Below are 15,465 nucleotides of genomic sequence, written 5' to 3' on the forward strand. Positions count from 1 at the left end.
CTGGTCATGGTGGAGACGTCTCAGCCAGACCCGGGCCCGCAGCAGCCACTACAAACGCCGAGGCCACATCCTGCAACTGTGATTGCAGTACTAGGCGTCCGCGATGCCTCCGGTGTCCCGTGTGCCCTTCGGTTCCTCGTCCCGCCCGGCCTGGGCGTCGGCCTTCGCGTCCCGCGCGGCCTTCTCCTCCTCGGTCAGCGCCTTGAGACTCAGCACCAGTTCGTCCTTCACGACATCGGCGATGACCGTGTCGCCCGGGTTCAGCGTGCCGTCCAGCAGCATGTTCGACAGCCGGTTGTCGAATTCCGACTGGATGGTCCGGCGCAGCGGCCGGGCACCGAACTCGGGCTGGTAGCCGCGGTCGGCCAGCCACTCCTTGGCCGCCTCGGTGACCTCCAGCCGGACCCCCTGCGCATGCAGCCGGCGCCGGGTCCCCTCGAGGAGCAGGTCGACGATCTGCACCAGGTCCTCGCGGCCCAGCGAGTGGAAGACGATCACTTCGTCGATCCGGTTGAGAAACTCGGGGCGGAAGTGCGCGTGCAGCTCCGCCATCAGATCGTCCCTGATCTCCTCGATGTCGCCGGTGTGGTCGAGGATGTGCTTGGAGGCGATGTTGCTGGTCATGATGAAGACGGTGTTGCGGAAGTCGACCGTGCGCCCCTGGGCGTCGGTCAGCCGCCCGTCGTCCAGCACCTGCAGCAGCAGATTGAAGACGTCCGGGTGGGCCTTCTCCACCTCGTCGAACAGCACGACGCTGTACGGCTTGCGGCGCACCGCCTCGGTGAGCTGGCCCGCCTCCTCGTAGCCGACGTAGCCGGGTGGGGAGCCCACGAGCCGGGAGACGGTGTGCTTCTCCTGGAACTCGCTCATGTCGAAGCGGATCATGCGGTCGGGGTCGCCGAAAAGGAGTTCCGCGAGCGCCTTGGCCAGTTCCGTCTTGCCGACTCCGGTGGGGCCGAGGAAGAGGAAGCTGCCGGTGGGGCGGTCGGGGTCGCCCATTCCGGCCCTGCCGCGCCGTACCGCCTGGGCCACTGCGGTCACCGCCTGGTCCTGGCCGATGACGCGCTCGTGCAGGAGCTCCTCCAGCTTCATCAGCCGCTCCCGCTCGGTCTCGGTCAGCTGGGAGACCGGGATACCGGTGCGCGCGGAGAGCACCTCGGCGATGTCGTCGACGGTGACGACGGAAGGCGTCGCCACCCCGCCCTCACCGATCCCGGACAGCTGCTGCTCCGCCTCGGCGATCCGCCGTTTGATCTCACTCGCCCGCTCGTAGTCCTCGGCGTTCACCGCCTCGTCCTTCTCCCGGCGCAGCCGGCTGAGGACTTCCTCCAGTTCCACGGCTTCGGTGTCGCCGACCATGCGCAGCGAGACACGGGCTCCGGCCTGGTCCATGAGGTCGATGGCCTTGTCGGGCAGGAAGCGGTCGCTGATGTAGCGGTCGGAGAGGTTGGCCGCGGCGTCCAACGCCTCGTCCATGTAGCGGACTTGGTGGTGGGCCTCGTAGGAGTCGCGCAGCCCGCGCAGAATCTCGATCGTGTCCTCGACGGTGGGTTCGGGCACCATGACGGGCTGGAAGCGGCGTTCGAGCGCCGCGTCCTTCTCGATGTGCTTGCGGTACTCGTCGAGGGTGGTGGCCCCGACGACGCTGAGGTCGCCCCGTGCGAGCGCGGGCTTGAGGATGTTGCCCGCGTCCATGGAACCCTCACCGGTGGCGCCCGCGCCGACGACCTGGTGCATCTCGTCGATGAAGAGAATGACGCCCTTCTTGGCCTCGGTGACCTCGTCGATCACCTTCTTCAGGCGTTCCTCGAACTGACCGCGGTACTGCGACCCGGCGACCAGGCCCGCCATGTCGAGCGCGACCACCCGGCGGTCCTTCAGCGTCCTGGGCACCTCACCGGCGACGATGCGCTGGGCCAGTCCCTCCACGATGGCCGTCTTGCCGACGCCCGGATCACCGATGAGCACCGGGTTGTTCTTGGTCCGGCGGGAGAGGACCTCGACGGTCTGCTCGATCTCGCTCGCCCGGCCGATCACCGGGTCGAGCCGCCCGCTGCGCGCCTCGTCGGTGAGGTCGCGCCCGTATTCGTCGAGCGTCGGAGTGTCGGGATGTCCGCCTGGCGCCTGCCCTTGCCGGCCGACGCCGCTCAGCGCGCCTGGGGAGGCACCCTCGGACCGGAGGGTCTCGGCGAGCGGGGAGCGAGCGTCGTCGAGCAGCGCCGAGAGGATGTGCTCCGGGCCGATGTAGGAGGAACCGGCCTCTTGGGAGCGGGCATGTGCGGCCAGCAGGGCGCGCTTGGCCGCCGGAGTGAGCGCCGGTTCGCCGGTGCCGGTACCCGAGGGCAGCGACGACTCCAGGTCGGCGGCGAGCCGGTCGGGATCCGCGCCGGCCTGTTGCAGCACCTGGCGCGCGGTGGGCACCTGGGTGGCGGCCCACAGCAGGTGCACCGCGTCGAGATCGGAGCCGTCCTCGGCCGCCCGCGCTCCCGCGGCGGCGAGGAGCTCGTGCGCGGACTCGCTGAGCAGACGTCCGATGGGCACACGTTGCACGGCCGGCGGCGAAGTGGCCGGGCTCGTGCCGAAGAAGCGGTTGAAGAGATCGGAGAACGGGTCACCTGACCCGAAGGGCGAGATCGTCACGATTGACCACCCGTCCGGCAGCGACACACGGCCGCATCGCCGTAGTCGATTTGCCCTTACTCGCCCAGTCTTCGCCAGGTAGCACAGCATGACAAATGGGGAGCAATCGATGAATCGGGGAGATTGAGGAGGATACGGTACTCGGCGGCGCTGTCACGCGGGGCTCCCTCACCGATGAGTTCTCCCGTCCCCGCCGGTCATGCCGGTACAAGGACCGTCGGAAGCGGAGGAACGCATGAACGCGAACGGGCCGCTGGACGAGCGGTTCACCGCCGTCCTGCGCAGGAGCGAGGCCAAAAGCGGCTGGACGTACGTTGTTTGGCCGAGGTCCGTCGAGTTCTTCGGGACGCGTGGACCGGTCAAGGTGCGCGGCACGATCGACGGGCACCCTTTCCGCAGTTCATTCATGGCCCTGGGCGACGGCACCCACAAACTGCCGGTCAAGGCTGACGTCCGCAAGGCGATCGGGAAGGAGGAGGGCGACACCGTGGCCGTCCACCTCGAGGAGCGGCTCAGCCCGTGACGCCGGCCCGCGCAGCGTCCCGGTAGCGCCTGGGCCGTAGCGCCTGGGCGAAGCCCACGGTTCGCTTGAACCGTTGCTGAAGGCGTTCTCGGAGCTGTAGCCGGCTCAGTACGGGCGCCTTGGTCGCGGCGGCCTGCATCCGGACCAGCTCCCGCAGGACCCGGCGCAGCAGGTCGGGGCTGGGCGGCGTCTACGGGGAGAACTGCGGCATCAGCCCGCTGGTGGTCGAGGAAGACGAGACGACCTGGCGGGCCCGGGGCGAGTGGGCAGCGTTCTCGGTTACGCGGTCGACCCGGAGGCGGCCGCCCGCCTCCGGGAGTGAGTGGACGCCTCACGGCTTGATCGCCTCGCGGACTGATCGCCGCACGGACTGATCGCGGAATGAACGCCTCGCGGCGGCCGGGGCCACCGCCCCAGCCGCCGCCAGCATGGCCGCGCCGTACGCCTCGCGGCCTCGCCCCGCGGCGGCCGCGGGGCGATCTGGCCCGGAGCGCTACGCCTTGAGGACCGCGTCGATCCGCGCCAGCTCCTCGTCGTCGAAGTCCAGGTTGCGGGTGGCGGCGACACTGTCCTCCAGCTGCCGAGGGCTGCTCGCCCCCACCAGCGCCGAGGTCACCCGGCCGCCGCGCAGCACCCAGGCCAGGGACATCTGGGCCAGCGACTGGCCGCGGGACCTGGCGATCCCATCGAGCGCACGCAGCTGACCCACCAGGTCCTCGGTGAGCGACTCGGCGGTCAGGGACGGGCTGTCGCTGGCGGCCCGGGACCCCTCCGGGATGCCGTCGAGGTAGCGGTCGGTCAGCAGTCCCTGCTCCAATGGCGAGTAGGCGATGGAGCCGGTCTGGAGCTCGTCGAGCGTGTCCAGCAGCCCGTCCTCGGGGCGGCGGTCGAGCATCGAGTAGCGCGGCTGGTGGATCAGCAGCGGGGTGCCCAGTTCGGCGAGGATGCGGGCCGCCTCGCGGGTCTCCTCGGGCGAGTAGTTGGACACGCCCACGTAGAGCGCCTTGCCCTGCTGGACCGCCGAGTGCAGGGCGCCCATCGTCTCCTCGAGCGGAGTCTGCGGGTCGGGGCGGTGCGAGTAGAAGATGTCGACGTAGTCCAGACCCATCCGCTTCAGGCTCTGGTCGAGGGACGACAGCAGGTACTTGCGGGATCCCCACTCACCGTACGGGCCGGGCCACATCAGGTAACCGGCCTTGGTCGAGATCACCAGCTCGTCGCGGTAGGGCGTGAAGTCCGCATTCAGGGCGTCGCCGAGTGCGCACTCGGCGGCGCCGGGCGGCGGGCCGTAGTTGTTCGCCAGGTCGAAGTGCGTGACCCCGAGATCGAAGGCGCGGCGCAGAATCTGCCGCTGGATCTCCACCGGGCGGTCAGGGCCGAAGTTGTGCCACAGACCGAGGGACAGCGCGGGCAACTGCAGGCCGCTGCGTCCGGTGCGGCGGTAGGGCATGGCCTCGTAACGGGCGGGATCTGCCGTGTACAACGTGCACTCCAGGATGGCGTTCCTCGATGACGCGGTCCACTCTCGCCTGCCCTCGCACCGGCGGTCCAACAGAGGTACCGGATGGAATTCAGCGTCTACGCTTCTCAATCATGGAATTGCGCCATCTACAGCACTTCGTCGCCGTCGCCGAGGACCGGCACTTCACTCGGGCAGCGGAACGCCTGATGGTGTCGCAGTCGGGCCTGTCCGCGTCGGTCCGCGCCCTCGAGCGGGAGCTTCAGGCCCCGCTGTTCGTACGCACCACCCGCAGCGTCACGCTCACGGAGGCGGGCCGTGCCCTGCTGGTGGAGGCCGAGCGGATCCTGGCCCAGGTGCGTGCGGCTCATGAGGCGGTGGCCGCCGTCCAGGGCGTGCTGCGCGGCACGCTGTCCCTCGGCACCGAACAGTGCATCGCCGGGGTGAACGTCGCCGGGCTGCTCGCCGCGTTCCGCCGTCGGCACCCCGACGTGGAGATCCGGCTGCGGCAGGCGGGGTCGGGCGCGCTGGCCGAGGAGGTCGCCGCGGGCCGGCTGGACCTGGCGTTCGCCGTGCGCACACAGGCGGACACCGACCAGCTGCGGTCCGTGTCGCTGACCAGCGAGCCGATGACCGTGCTGTGCCACCCGTCGCACCCGCTGGCGGAGGGTGGCGCCGTGACCCCCGAGGATCTGGGCGGCGAGGCGTTCGTCGACTTCCACCCCGACTGGGGTCCGCGCCGCACCACCGACGCGGCGTTCGGGCAGGCCGGCGTCCAGCGGACCGTGACACTCGAGGTCAACGACGTGCACAGTCTGCTGGACCTCGTCCACGAGGGGCTCGGCGTCGCCGTGGTCCCCCGGCACTTCGGGCAGAAGCGGGAGGCGGCGACCCTCGTGTCGCTTCCGGTCAAGAGCGACGCCCTGTACGAGACCCTCGCCCTGCTGCCGCCGGACGAGGCGACGAGCCCGGCGGCCCGGGCGCTGATGGGCCTTCTCACGGCGGCCGCGCACGAGGCGCCGGAGGCGGCAGGATGACCGGCGCGCGGCGCACGTTCGCCTCACGTCGCCGGCCGCGATGCGCGATGGTGGACCCATGCATGCGAAGGACATCCTCATCGACGCGTACGACCGCATCCAGGAAGAAGTCCATGCCGCCGTCGAGGGTCTGGGCCCGGACGAGCTGAACGCCCGGCCCGCCGATGACGCCAACTCGATCGCGTGGCTCGTCTGGCATCTCACCCGGGTGCAGGACGACCATGTCGCCGACGCCGCCGGCCTGGAGCAGGTCTGGCTCTCACAGGGGTGGGAGAAGCGTTTCGGCCTCGATCACCCGAGCCGGGACACGGGGTACGGCCATACCCCGGGGAAGGTCGCCAAGACGCTGGTGGAGTCGGCCGACCTGCTCACCGGCTACTACGACGCCGTGCACGAGCAGACCCTCGGCTTCCTGCGCGGGCTGGTCGCCAAGGACTTCGAGCGGATCGTGGACGAGAGCTGGGATCCACCGGTCACCCTGGGCGTACGGCTGGTCAGCGTCCTGTCCGACGATCTGCAGCACGTCGGACAGGCCGCCTATGTGCGGGGGCTGCTTCAGAGCGCGGCCTCGTAGCCAGGCAGGATCACGTCCCGGATGAGGGCGTTCCGCTCGTCGAAGGCGATGAACGCGCTCTTGACGGCGTTCACCGTGACCGTGCGCAGATCCTCGACCGTCCAGCCCGCCTCCTCGACCAGCAGGGACATCTCCCGGGTCATCGTGGTGCCTGAGACCAGCCGGTTGTCGGTGTTCAGGGTGACCCGGAAACCGAGGTCCTTCAGCGTCGTGATGGGGTGCCCCGCGATCGAGGAGGCGGCGCCCGTCTGGAGGTTGGAGGTCGGGCACATCTCCAGCGCGATGCGGCGGTCGCGCACCCAGCCGGCGAGCCGGCCGAGCTTGTCGTCGACGATGTCCTCGGTGATACGCACACCGTGGCCGATGCGTTGGGCACCGCAGACCTGGAGGGCCTGGTGGATGCTGGGCAGGCCGTGTGCCTCGCCCGCGTGGATGGTGAACGGCACACTCTCGTCGCGCAGGTACTCGAACGCGGCGAGGTGGTCGGCGGGCGGGAACCCGTCCTCGGCGCCCGCGATGTCGAAGCCGACCACGCCCGCGTCGCGGAAGGCCACCGCGAGGTCGGCGATCTCCCGGGTGCGGTCGAACATGCGCATGCCGCACAGCAGGGTGCCGACGCGGACAGGGGTGCCCGCTGCCGCCGCCTTCGCCATACCGGCCGCGAGACCCTCCTGCACGGTCTCCACGACCTCGGACAGGGTGAGACCGCCCTTCAGCATCAGCTCGGGCGCGTAGCGCACCTCGCCGTAGACCACGCCGTCCGCGGCGAGGTCCAGGACGTACTCCTCGGCGGTGCGCAGCAGGCCCTCGCGGGTCTGCATGACCGCCAGGGTGTGCTCGAAGGTGGCTATGTAGCGCACCAGGTCACCGGAGTTGGCCGCCTCGTAGTACCAGTCGGCGAGCGCCTGCGGATCGGTGGTGGGCAGGACGTGCCCGACCTCGTCGGCGAGCTCCACGAGGGTCGCGGGGCGCAGACCGCCGTCGAGGTGGTCGTGCAGGACGGCCTTCGGGAGGCGGCGGATGGTCTCGATGTCGATGCGCGGGGCGGTCATTGTGCGGTGGTTCCTCGGCAGATGGTTCTGGGGGCGGGTCACGCGGCAGGCTGGAGCAGGTCCCAGCGGTTGCCGTACAGGTCCTGGAAGACGGCCACGGTTCCGTACGGTTCGTGCCGCGGTTCCTCCAGGAAGGTCACGCCGGCGGCGGTCATCCGGGCGTGATCGCGGGCGAAGTCGTCCGTGTGCAGGAAGAGGCCCACGCGCCCGCCGGTCTGGTCGCCGACCCGGGCGCGCTGCGCCTCGTCCTTGGCCCGGGCGAGCAGCAGCCCGGTGCTGTGACCTGCGGCGCCGGGCTCCACGACGACCCACCGGGAGCCGTCCGGCCGCGGCTCGTCGGCGGTGAGCCGGAAGCCGAGTGCTTCGGTGTAGAAACGGATCGCCTCGTCGTAGTCGTCGACGACGAGGGTGACCAGGGCGATACGTCTCATGGGGCCTTCCGGGGAGTGCGGCGGTGCGGGTTATACGTAACACGTAGGGTACGACATTCCGGCACGTGCACTCGTGGGGTGGCGAAGGCGGCGGGGGCTGGCCCAAGTCCTGCCACTCCCGGCCACAGGCCGGGAGTGGCAGGCGGCGCTCCTGGCGATTCGGTGGCGTTCCGCACCCTGGTCGCGCGGGTCGTTTCGGCGGCCCGTCTCGCCCTGGTGGCCCAAGCCCTGTCGGCGGCCGTCCTCGCCCTGGCCGCCCATGCCGTTCAGCGGCCCTAACCGCCTACGTCGTTCGTTGCTCCCGGCCACCGAGGCCGTTCAGCGGGCCGCCTCGCCCTGTGCGACCTCGACCTGGTGATGGAAGCCGATGACTCCGGTCGCCGAGGCGCAGGCGGAGAGCGCGGCGCAGGCGACCAGGAGGGCGGTGATCCAGGAGACGGCCCGGTGCGGCGTGCGGGGGGTCGCCAGCAGGGCGGCGACCCGCTGCGGCACCGGTCCGGTATTCACGGCGGCCGCGAAGGAGGGCCGCTCCCGGTGGCCGGCGCGGGCGGCGAGCGCGGCTCGACCGATGGCACGCGCGGTCAGCCGCCGGTCCCCCACCACCGCGGCGGCGGCCTCGTCCGCCGTCCGCTCGACCGCGAGCCGGATGACCGCGGCCGCGGTACGCAGCGCGGGGTGGCAGTGGGCGGCCAGCTCGGCGAGGGCGAGAAAGTAGTGGTGCCCGCCGGCGTTGTGGGCCCGCTCATGGGCGAAGAGCGCCTCCCGCTCGTCCGGGCCGAGGCTGCGCAGCATGCCGGTGGTGACGACGATGCGGTGCGGCCTGCCGGGAAGAGCGTAGGCCTCCGGGTGCGGGGCGTCGATGACGCAGAGGTCACCCGCCGTGGAGCGGCGGTCCGCCTCGCTGGTGGCGGCGCGGAAGGCCCTGGCCTGGCGCAGCACAGCATGGGCCACGGCCCACAGGCAGACGGCGAGCGCACCCACCGAGAACGCGGCCGCGGGCACCACGAACAGGTCCGACCCGGCGCGGAACGGACGGACCAGTGCGCCGAGCGCGGCGAACAGCGGCAACTGGAGCAGCCCGGTCAGCACGAAGGCGCCGAGCGCGGTCAGGGAACAGAACGCGAGCACGAGCGTGGAGCCCGCCACCAGCCAGAGCGCGGTCGAGGGCGCGAGCCGTGCGAGAGCGCGCCGTGCGAGCGGGGGCGTCGCGAACGGCAGGGCCAGGGGTACGAGCAACAGGAAGGTCACTGCTCACCCGATTCCAGCAGGTCCCGCAGGACACGCTCGTCGTCCTCGCTGAGCTGGGCGACGAACCGGGCCAGCACCGTGTGCCGGTCGCTGTCCCGGTTCAGCTCGGTGTGCATGCGCCGGGCGGTGAGCCCGTGGGCGTCCTGGACCGGGAAGTAGGCGTAGCCGCGGCCCTGGCGCGCGCGGCCGACGACGCCCTTCTCATGCAGCCGGGACAGGATCGTCGTCACCGTCGTACGGGCGAGTCCCGTGCCGAGGCTCAGCTGCACCTCGCCCGGGGTCTGGGGAGCGCCGGCGGCCCAGAGGGCGGCCATGACACTCGCTTCCAGCTCACCTGCCGGGCGGCGCTCGTCCTTCGCTTCGGCCATGGAACCTTCCTCACCCCGCCGTCGTCTACATTGCCGTAGACCGTCTACAAGATTGTAGTCTTTATGTGGTCGGGCCGGGCCCGGACCGCATGTCCATTATGGAAGGGGCTCACCACTATGGGCGCAGCTTCGCGCACCAGGCCGCCGAACGCGCCCGCCGTGAGCAACATGCCGTGGTGAGGCGGCAGGACAGGGCCGACCTCGCCGGTTCGACGGCGGTGGGCGCCCTGGTGGCGTTCGTGTTGCTGGCCCTGAGCGTGAAGGGACGCGGCGGCGCCCCACTCTTCGGTGACCAGGATCTGCTGGCCTGGTCGGTCGGCCACCGCCCGCCGGTCGGAGTCTCGGTGGCAAGGGCGGTGACGTACACGGGGACGGGGCTGGTGCCCTATCTCCTGGCCGCCGTCGCCGGTCTCCTGATCGGACGCACGCTGCGGCAGCGCGTGGTCGCCGTCGCCGCCTGCCTCGCCTGCCTGGCCATGGGACAGACCGTGCGCTACAGCGTGATGTCACTGGCTGCACGCCCCCGCCCCGCGGCAGAGAACTGGGTGACGCACCCGTCGGGCTGGTCGTTCCCCTCGGGCCACACGACGACGTCCGCGATGGCCGCCGGGCTGCTGGCCCTGGCAATCCTGGTGCGCGCGCCGCGGGGCCGGGCCGGCTTCGTGGCCGCTGCCCTCACCTGGGGCGCCCTGGTCGGCCTGAGCCGGGTGTATCTGGGCGTTCACTGGTTCTCCGACGTGCTGGGCGGCTGGCTGCTGGCCCTGTGCTGGCTGAGCCTGTGCACCTACGCCGCCATCCGGTTGGTGCGGCGTACCGGCACCGCCACACCGGAGTCGACCGAGTCCCCGGCCCCCTGAACGACGCCGTGCGCCGCGGTCGCACCCGGCACATGCTCGAACATGCCGAGCGAGAAGTAGGTCATGTTGGCCACCCCGTGCTCGAGTGCGGCTTCACCTCGAACAGAACCAAGGCCGCACAGCCCCCGGCGTCGTCGCCCGCGTCATGCAGCGCTCCTCACGCTGACCACCACCATCTGGCACCACGACCAGAGCGGACAGCCGGCCCTGCGCTCACTGACCGCCTACGACCGCTAACCCTTCGGGCGGATCATCTAGTTGGGCGGTGCCAGGGTGCGCAGGACGTCGAACTCGTTGCCCTCGGGGTCGGCCATGACCACCCAGCTCCGGCCAGGGCCCTGGCCCACGTCCACCTTGGCGGCGCCAAGGCCAAGGAGCCTGGCCACCTCGTCGTCGGTGCTGCTGTCGATCGGGCTGACGTCCAGGTGGAGCCGGTTCTTCACGGTCTTGCCCTCAGGCACCCGGATGAACAGCAGGGTGGGCGGCATCTGGCGGGCCCGGACCTCCTCGACGGTCGGCTCCCAGGAGCCGATCTCCACCTTGCCCTCGCTCCGGTCGATCACCTTGAAGTCCAGGACCGCGCACCAGAAGGCCGCGAGGAGCTCCGGATCGTGGCAGTGGACAACCAACTCGGTGAACCTACTGGTCATGACTCCCCCAGAGAGTGCGGACGGGGGCTCAGCGTATGGGGTCCCGCCATCTGTCCGGCAAGTCCAGGATCGCTACGACCACTGACCCTTGGCATCGATCGTCCAGGACAGCGGCTCACCATTGAGGCCCATCCGGCTGACGGCGTGCGGCGAGAACGTCATCGGCCCGATCCAGTCCCGGCGGACGAGGGCGATCTGGGACGGCAGCGGAGCCACCGGATCGATGGCCCTTCCTCGTGACCAGTTCTGGAACAGCCCCTCTGTCGTCTCGACAGCGGACACCACCATGGTCACCTTCAACTCCCCGTCGCTCCAGGTGTTCCACAGTGCCCAGCCCTCAGGCCTGGGCTCGACGCCGATGCGCACACACCGCCTCGTACCGTTCCTCCACTCCGGTCGGCATGGTCCCGGGCTTGAGCACTGTGGCTCCGACGACTCTGACCCGGGGCCGGTCCTCCTCCATACATCCATCGCCCTCGAAGTGGTAATGGCGGAGAGCCCGAGCAAGTCCATTCACGCTGCGCTGGAGGGGTGTCGAATCTTCTGGGTCTGCCTGAAACGAGAGCCATCCTTCGTCGGATGCCTCCGAGCAATGCTCAGGACTTGTGGATCAGCCCTGGGTGGGACGCGGAGGGCGTACCTTCCCGAATGATCCTGTGATGGTCACCGAGTAGGCCCGCGTTCGCAGCGCGGGTCGGGAAGGCACGCCCGTGCTCAGCGTAGTGAACGCCGACGGCTCCACCGAGTCCGGCTCCCTGATCGACGAGATCGTCCGCGAGGGCGCCCGTCGGATGCTAGCCGCCGCGCTGGAGGCCGAAGTCAACCAGTACATAGTCGAGTTGGCGGCCGAGCAGGACGAAACGGGCCGGCGCCTGGTGGTCCGCAACGGCCACCACCGGCCCCGCACCGTCGTCACCGCGGCTGGGCCAGTCGAGGTCACCGCGCCCCGGGTGAACGACCGCCGGGTGGACGAGGCCACCGGGGAGCGGATGCGGTTCTCCTCCAAGATCCTGCCGCCGTGGTGCCGCAAGTCGCCGAAGGTCTCCGAGGTGCTGCCGCTGCTCTACCTGCACGGACTGCCCTCCGGGGACTTCGTGCCCGCGCTGGAGCAGTTCCTCGGCTCGGCGGCCGGGTTGTCGCCGGCAACCGTGACCCGGCTGACGAAGCAATGGCAGGACGACCACGCGGCGTTCCAGGACCGGGACCTGTCGGACCGCGACTTCGTGTATGTGTGGGCGGACGGGGTGCACCCGAAGGTGCGACTCGGGCAGGCGCACTCGTGCGTGCTGGTGCTGATGGGTGTGCGCCTGGACGGCAGCAAGGAGCTGATCGCGCTGGCCGAGGGCCTGCGGGAGTCCACCGAGTCGTGGGCCGACCTGCTGCGCGACTGCCGCCGCCGCGGCATGCGTGACCCCGAGCTGGTCATTGGCGACGGCGCGATGGGTCTGTGGAAGGCCCTGGCCGAGGTGTTCCCGGCCGCCCGGCACCAGCGGTGCTGGGTCCACAAAGCAAGGAATGTCTCGAACGCCCTGCCGAAGTCCACACAGCCGGGCGCGACGAAGGCGATGCAGGAGATCTACAACGCTGAGGACCGCGCACACGCCGAGAAGGCGATCGAGGCTTTCGCGAAGACCTACGGCGCCAAGTTCCCCAAGGCCGTCGCGAAGCTCACCGAGGACCGGGAGGAGTTGCTGGCGTTCTACGACTTTCCCGCAGAGCACTGGATCCACCTGCGCACCACGAACCCCATCGAGTCGACCTTCTCCACCGTCAAGCTCCGCACCAAGGTCACCCGCGGCGCCGGCAGCCCGGCCGCAGCCCTCGCGATGGTGTTCAAACTCGTCGAATCCGCCCAGACCCGCTGGCGCGCGATCACCGGGGCCCACCTCGTCGTCCTGGTCCGCTCCGGCGCCAAGTTCGAGAACGGCGTCCTGGTCGAGCCGCAGGACCAAGCCGCATGAACCCCTACGACGCCCCGCAGGAAGGGCCGGCCGAGCACCTGCGTTTCGCTGCCTACCTTCGCGAGCTCGCGCAGGTCACCGGCTGAGGAGACGGCTCCAGTCAAGAAGGTCCTCACCGATCCAGACCAGACCCTGGCCCAGTCCGCCGTACTGCGGCACCTGGACCGCCGGGCCATCGCCCTCCGCCCTGGCCCCGCCTTCGAACTGTGGGCCGGGCATACCTTCCCGGATGATCGTGTGATGGTCACCGAGTAGGCCCGCGTTGCAGCGCTTCCAGCCCGTCGAGGATGGCCTGGAGGCCGAACTGGAAGGTGTTGTCGGGCGCCGCGCCGTAGTCGGCGCTGTGGGTGTCCAGGCGGGCGCGCAGCCGAGGGAACTGTGCGGCAATCTCACGGGCTTCGGCCTTGGCGTTGCCGATGACCTGTTCGGCGTTGCTGCTGCCTTCGCGCCGCAGTTTGCGGGTGAGTGAGGCTGCTGCGGCTGGGCCGAGGGCGTTGCCGAGGACGAAGGTGAAAACGGCGGCCGCGGCCTGGTCGGCTGCGGGGCCGGCGAATCCCGCGGCCTCGTAGATGGCGAGGAGGTGGTCGTCGTGGCGGGCCTTGCCGGGGCCGAACATGAGGAAGGAGCCGAAGGCCTGCAGCAGCCACGGGTGGCGGGTGAGCATCGCATGCAGGTCGGTGGCCATGGTGGTGGCTGCGGTGCGCCAGTCGACCAGGTCAGGGTCGGGCAGCGTGATTTCGTGCCACAGTTGGTCGCTGGCGAGGGCGATGAGGTTGTCCTTGCTTCCCACGTGCCAGTAGACCGCGGTGGCCGCCGAGCCCAACCGCTGACCCAGTGCCCGCATATTCAGGCCCTCCAGCCCTTCGGTGTCCAGTAGAGCGATAGCGGCGGTGAGGATCTGTTCGCGGGTCAGCGTGTTGCGGGGCATGAATTCACGATAGCCGTCGACTTGCACGACGTTCAAGAAACCTCTTGCACTGCGTTCAAGTCGTTCGCTAGCCTTCACTTGAACAAAGTGCAAGTCACCGCGACGCCCGGGGGACTCGGGGTCGTGCGCGAACCACACCGACCGAGAGGGAATCGAGATGTCACGCGATGCGCTGGCGGAGTTCGTCGAGGCGAAGGCCAAGGAGTTTGACATCCCGGGTGCAGCGGTGGGGGTCTGGGTGGACGGACGGGAACTGACTGCCTGTCACGGCGTGACGAGCATTGACAACCCGCTGCCCGTCGACCGGGACACGCTGTTCGTGCTGGGCTCGGTCACCAAGACCTACACGGCGACCGCGATCATGCGCCTGGTCGAGGCGGGGCGAGTCGAGTTGGAGGCGCCGGTCCGCCGCTACGTTCCCGAACTCCGGCTCCCCGACGAGGATGCGGCCGCGCAGATCACCATCCTGAACCTGCTCAACCACACCGCCGGACTGGACACTCGGATGGTCTTCGACAGCGGAGACGGAGACGATGCGCTGGCCGGCGAGGTGGCCAAGATGGCCGAGGTGACGCTGATCGGTCCGGTCGGCGGCCGTGCCTCCTACAGCCAGCTCGGCTACAACCTGCTCGGCCGGGTCATCGAGAACGTCACTGGCCTGACCTACGAGGCCGCTGTCGCCTCACTCGTCCTGGAGCAGGTCGGCCTGGCCAACAGCGTCTTCACTGCCGGACAGGCCATCACCCGCCGGTTCGCTGTGGGCCACAACCTCAGTGCAGGGGCGCTCAAGGTCGCCCGGACATGGAAGGACACGCGCGGCAACAATCCGGGCGGCGGCCTGGTGTCCTCGATCTCCGACCAGCTGCGCTGGGCCCGGTTCCACCTCGACGGCGGTGACCTGGCGCGGCGGATGCAGGAGCCGACGGTGGAGCTGCACGGCTCCACGCTCGGTGACGCCGTCGGCCTCGGCTGGTTCCTGCGCGACGTGGACGGTGTGCGCACCGTCGGGCACGGCGGATCGACCAATGGGCAGTTCGCCAACCTGCTGCTGGTTCCGGAGCGGGGCTTCGCCGTCGTGGCGGTGTCCAACGCCGGCCCCGACAGCGGGCTGGAGTTCAATCAGGCCGTGCTCCGCCGGGCGCTCGAGCACTACCTCGGCGTGGTCGAGTGCGACCCCGAGCCGCTCCCGTACGACCCGCAGCGCGCTCAGGAGATCATCGGGCACTACGAGAACGAATTCATGACGCTGATCATCGACACCGACGGTGACACGATGACGGTTGAATGCCGGATCAAGCCGGAGATCCGCACGGCGTCCGAGAAGGAACTGCCGCCAGACCTGCCGCCGGCCGGGCTCGGCCTGCTCCCCGGAAGCGGCGACGAGTACATCGTCACCGGCGGCGGCTTGATCGGCCAGCGCGGTTTCCTCACCCGCGACGCCGACGGCGCAATCATCGGGGCGGACCTGGCCGGACGGCTCTTCAACCGGGCTCCGACACCCGCCGAGTGACACCTGCGTACCCCCGGAGAGCACCGCAGGCGAGGCCGGTGACCGGCCTCGCCTGGGTACACAACATTTGATGACAATTACTCCGCGCAGAACAACGATTCCCGCTTCAAGTACGACGGAGAAAAGTTGCCAATCAATACAGCAGTGGAGTAACCATCGCAGTCCAGCCATGTCCCATGGAGGCTTCGACGCGACCGCTATGACCCTCGCTGACCTATCCATAGAGA

General features: G+C 69.9%; 15 protein-coding genes and 1 pseudogene. 7 read left to right on the forward strand and 9 right to left on the reverse strand.

Annotated elements, in window-relative coordinates; all coding sequences use genetic code 11:
• Positions 1-90: 90 nt before the first annotated feature.
• Positions 91-2,640 carry an ATP-dependent Clp protease ATP-binding subunit gene (locus ACWDA7_RS26330; RefSeq protein ID WP_450606815.1) on the reverse strand — a complete coding sequence of 850 codons (2,550 nt, stop codon included), beginning with the start codon at positions 2,638-2,640 and terminating at the stop codon, positions 91-93.
• A 235-nt stretch (positions 2,641-2,875) separates the two neighbouring features.
• Here ACWDA7_RS26330 and ACWDA7_RS26335 point away from each other — a divergent pair, with 235 nt between their 5' ends.
• Positions 2,876-3,163, forward strand: a complete 288-nt coding sequence (locus ACWDA7_RS26335; RefSeq protein WP_450606817.1) for a DUF1905 domain-containing protein — start codon at positions 2,876-2,878, stop codon at positions 3,161-3,163.
• A 493-nt stretch (positions 3,164-3,656) separates the two neighbouring features.
• Here the strand turns inward: ACWDA7_RS26335 and mgrA are convergent, their stop codons facing one another.
• Positions 3,657-4,646, reverse strand: a complete 990-nt coding sequence (gene mgrA, locus ACWDA7_RS26340; protein WP_450606819.1) for an L-glyceraldehyde 3-phosphate reductase — start codon at positions 4,644-4,646, stop codon at positions 3,657-3,659.
• Between the two features lie 110 nt (positions 4,647-4,756).
• Between mgrA and ACWDA7_RS26345 the strand changes: the two genes are divergently transcribed.
• Both ACWDA7_RS26345 and ACWDA7_RS26350 read left to right on the forward strand, forming a co-directional pair.
• Positions 4,757-5,659 (forward strand): LysR family transcriptional regulator, encoded by a 903-nt coding sequence (locus tag ACWDA7_RS26345; RefSeq protein ID WP_450606821.1) that lies wholly within the window; start codon positions 4,757-4,759, stop codon positions 5,657-5,659.
• Positions 5,660-5,717: 58 nt separating this feature from the next.
• Positions 5,718-6,233 carry a mycothiol transferase gene (locus ACWDA7_RS26350; RefSeq protein ID WP_450606823.1) on the forward strand — a complete coding sequence of 172 codons (516 nt, stop codon included), beginning with the start codon at positions 5,718-5,720 and terminating at the stop codon, positions 6,231-6,233.
• Here ACWDA7_RS26350 and ACWDA7_RS26355 read toward each other — a convergent pair.
• The 4 genes from ACWDA7_RS26355 to ACWDA7_RS26370 all read right to left on the reverse strand — a co-directional run bounded on the left by ACWDA7_RS26355 (position 6,215) and on the right by ACWDA7_RS26370 (position 9,332).
• Complete coding sequence (locus ACWDA7_RS26355) at positions 6,215-7,285, reverse strand: adenosine deaminase (RefSeq protein WP_450606825.1); 1,071 nt, start codon at positions 7,283-7,285, stop codon at positions 6,215-6,217. The two genes, ACWDA7_RS26350 and ACWDA7_RS26355, sit on opposite strands and share 19 nt — an antisense overlap.
• A gap of 38 nt (positions 7,286-7,323) precedes the next feature.
• Positions 7,324-7,716, reverse strand: coding sequence for a VOC family protein (locus tag ACWDA7_RS26360; RefSeq protein ID WP_450606827.1), 393 nt, complete (start codon positions 7,714-7,716; stop codon positions 7,324-7,326).
• A gap of 318 nt (positions 7,717-8,034) precedes the next feature.
• Positions 8,035-8,964, reverse strand: a complete 930-nt coding sequence (locus ACWDA7_RS26365) for a M56 family metallopeptidase (RefSeq protein ID WP_450606829.1) — start codon at positions 8,962-8,964, stop codon at positions 8,035-8,037.
• Positions 8,961-9,332 (reverse strand): BlaI/MecI/CopY family transcriptional regulator, encoded by a 372-nt coding sequence (locus tag ACWDA7_RS26370; protein ID WP_450606831.1) that lies wholly within the window; start codon positions 9,330-9,332, stop codon positions 8,961-8,963. The genes ACWDA7_RS26365 and ACWDA7_RS26370 overlap by 4 nt, the downstream gene beginning before the upstream one ends.
• A gap of 89 nt (positions 9,333-9,421) precedes the next feature.
• On the opposite strand from ACWDA7_RS26370, the gene ACWDA7_RS26375 reads away from it, so the two are divergent.
• On the forward strand, positions 9,422-10,189 hold the full coding sequence (locus tag ACWDA7_RS26375; protein ID WP_450606833.1) for a phosphatase PAP2 family protein: 768 nt from the start codon (positions 9,422-9,424) through the stop codon (positions 10,187-10,189).
• Positions 10,190-10,277: 88 nt separating this feature from the next.
• Positions 10,278-10,426: pseudogene (locus ACWDA7_RS26380) on the forward strand (IS982 family transposase); the annotation flags it as partial.
• 17 nt (positions 10,427-10,443) lie between these two features.
• Here ACWDA7_RS26380 and ACWDA7_RS26385 read toward each other — a convergent pair.
• Positions 10,444-10,839, reverse strand: coding sequence for a VOC family protein (locus ACWDA7_RS26385; protein WP_450606835.1), 396 nt, complete (start codon positions 10,837-10,839; stop codon positions 10,444-10,446).
• A 72-nt stretch (positions 10,840-10,911) separates the two neighbouring features.
• A complete protein-coding gene (locus ACWDA7_RS26390) occupies positions 10,912-11,205 on the reverse strand; it encodes a hypothetical protein (RefSeq protein ID WP_450606837.1) in 294 nt (97 codons plus the stop codon).
• A gap of 344 nt (positions 11,206-11,549) precedes the next feature.
• Here ACWDA7_RS26390 and ACWDA7_RS26395 point away from each other — a divergent pair, with 344 nt between their 5' ends.
• A complete protein-coding gene (locus ACWDA7_RS26395; RefSeq protein ID WP_450606838.1) occupies positions 11,550-12,800 on the forward strand; it encodes an IS256 family transposase in 1,251 nt (416 codons plus the stop codon).
• Positions 12,801-13,044: 244 nt separating this feature from the next.
• Here the strand turns inward: ACWDA7_RS26395 and ACWDA7_RS26400 are convergent, their stop codons facing one another.
• Complete coding sequence (locus ACWDA7_RS26400; protein WP_450606840.1) at positions 13,045-13,728, reverse strand: TetR/AcrR family transcriptional regulator; 684 nt, start codon at positions 13,726-13,728, stop codon at positions 13,045-13,047.
• A gap of 157 nt (positions 13,729-13,885) precedes the next feature.
• Between ACWDA7_RS26400 and ACWDA7_RS26405 the strand changes: the two genes are divergently transcribed.
• Positions 13,886-15,238: a serine hydrolase domain-containing protein gene (locus tag ACWDA7_RS26405; protein WP_450606842.1), complete on the forward strand. Its 1,353-nt coding sequence runs from the start codon at positions 13,886-13,888 to the stop codon at positions 15,236-15,238.
• The last annotated feature ends 227 nt before the right edge of the window (positions 15,239-15,465 follow it).

Source organism: Streptomyces sp. NPDC001156, from assembly GCF_053598275.1.

Bases quoted from the DNA above. Each gene is read 5' to 3' on its own strand.
- ACWDA7_RS26335 (WP_450606817.1), top strand. From the start codon at position 2,876: ATGAACGCGAACGGGCCGCTGGACGAGCGGTTCACCGCCGTCCTGCGC.
- ACWDA7_RS26345 (WP_450606821.1), top strand. From the start codon at position 4,757: ATGGAATTGCGCCATCTACAGCACTTCGTCGCCGTCGCCGAGGACCGG.
- ACWDA7_RS26350 (WP_450606823.1), top strand. From the start codon at position 5,718: ATGCATGCGAAGGACATCCTCATCGACGCGTACGACCGCATCCAGGAA.
- ACWDA7_RS26355 (WP_450606825.1), bottom strand. From the start codon at position 7,285: ATGACCGCCCCGCGCATCGACATCGAGACCATCCGCCGCCTCCCGAAG.
- ACWDA7_RS26360 (WP_450606827.1), bottom strand. From the start codon at position 7,716: ATGAGACGTATCGCCCTGGTCACCCTCGTCGTCGACGACTACGACGAG.
- ACWDA7_RS26370 (WP_450606831.1), bottom strand. From the start codon at position 9,332: ATGGCCGAAGCGAAGGACGAGCGCCGCCCGGCAGGTGAGCTGGAAGCG.
- ACWDA7_RS26375 (WP_450606833.1), top strand. From the start codon at position 9,422: ATGTCCATTATGGAAGGGGCTCACCACTATGGGCGCAGCTTCGCGCAC.
- ACWDA7_RS26385 (WP_450606835.1), bottom strand. From the start codon at position 10,839: ATGACCAGTAGGTTCACCGAGTTGGTTGTCCACTGCCACGATCCGGAG.
- ACWDA7_RS26400 (WP_450606840.1), bottom strand. From the start codon at position 13,728: ATGCCCCGCAACACGCTGACCCGCGAACAGATCCTCACCGCCGCTATC.
- ACWDA7_RS26405 (WP_450606842.1), top strand. From the start codon at position 13,886: ATGTCACGCGATGCGCTGGCGGAGTTCGTCGAGGCGAAGGCCAAGGAG.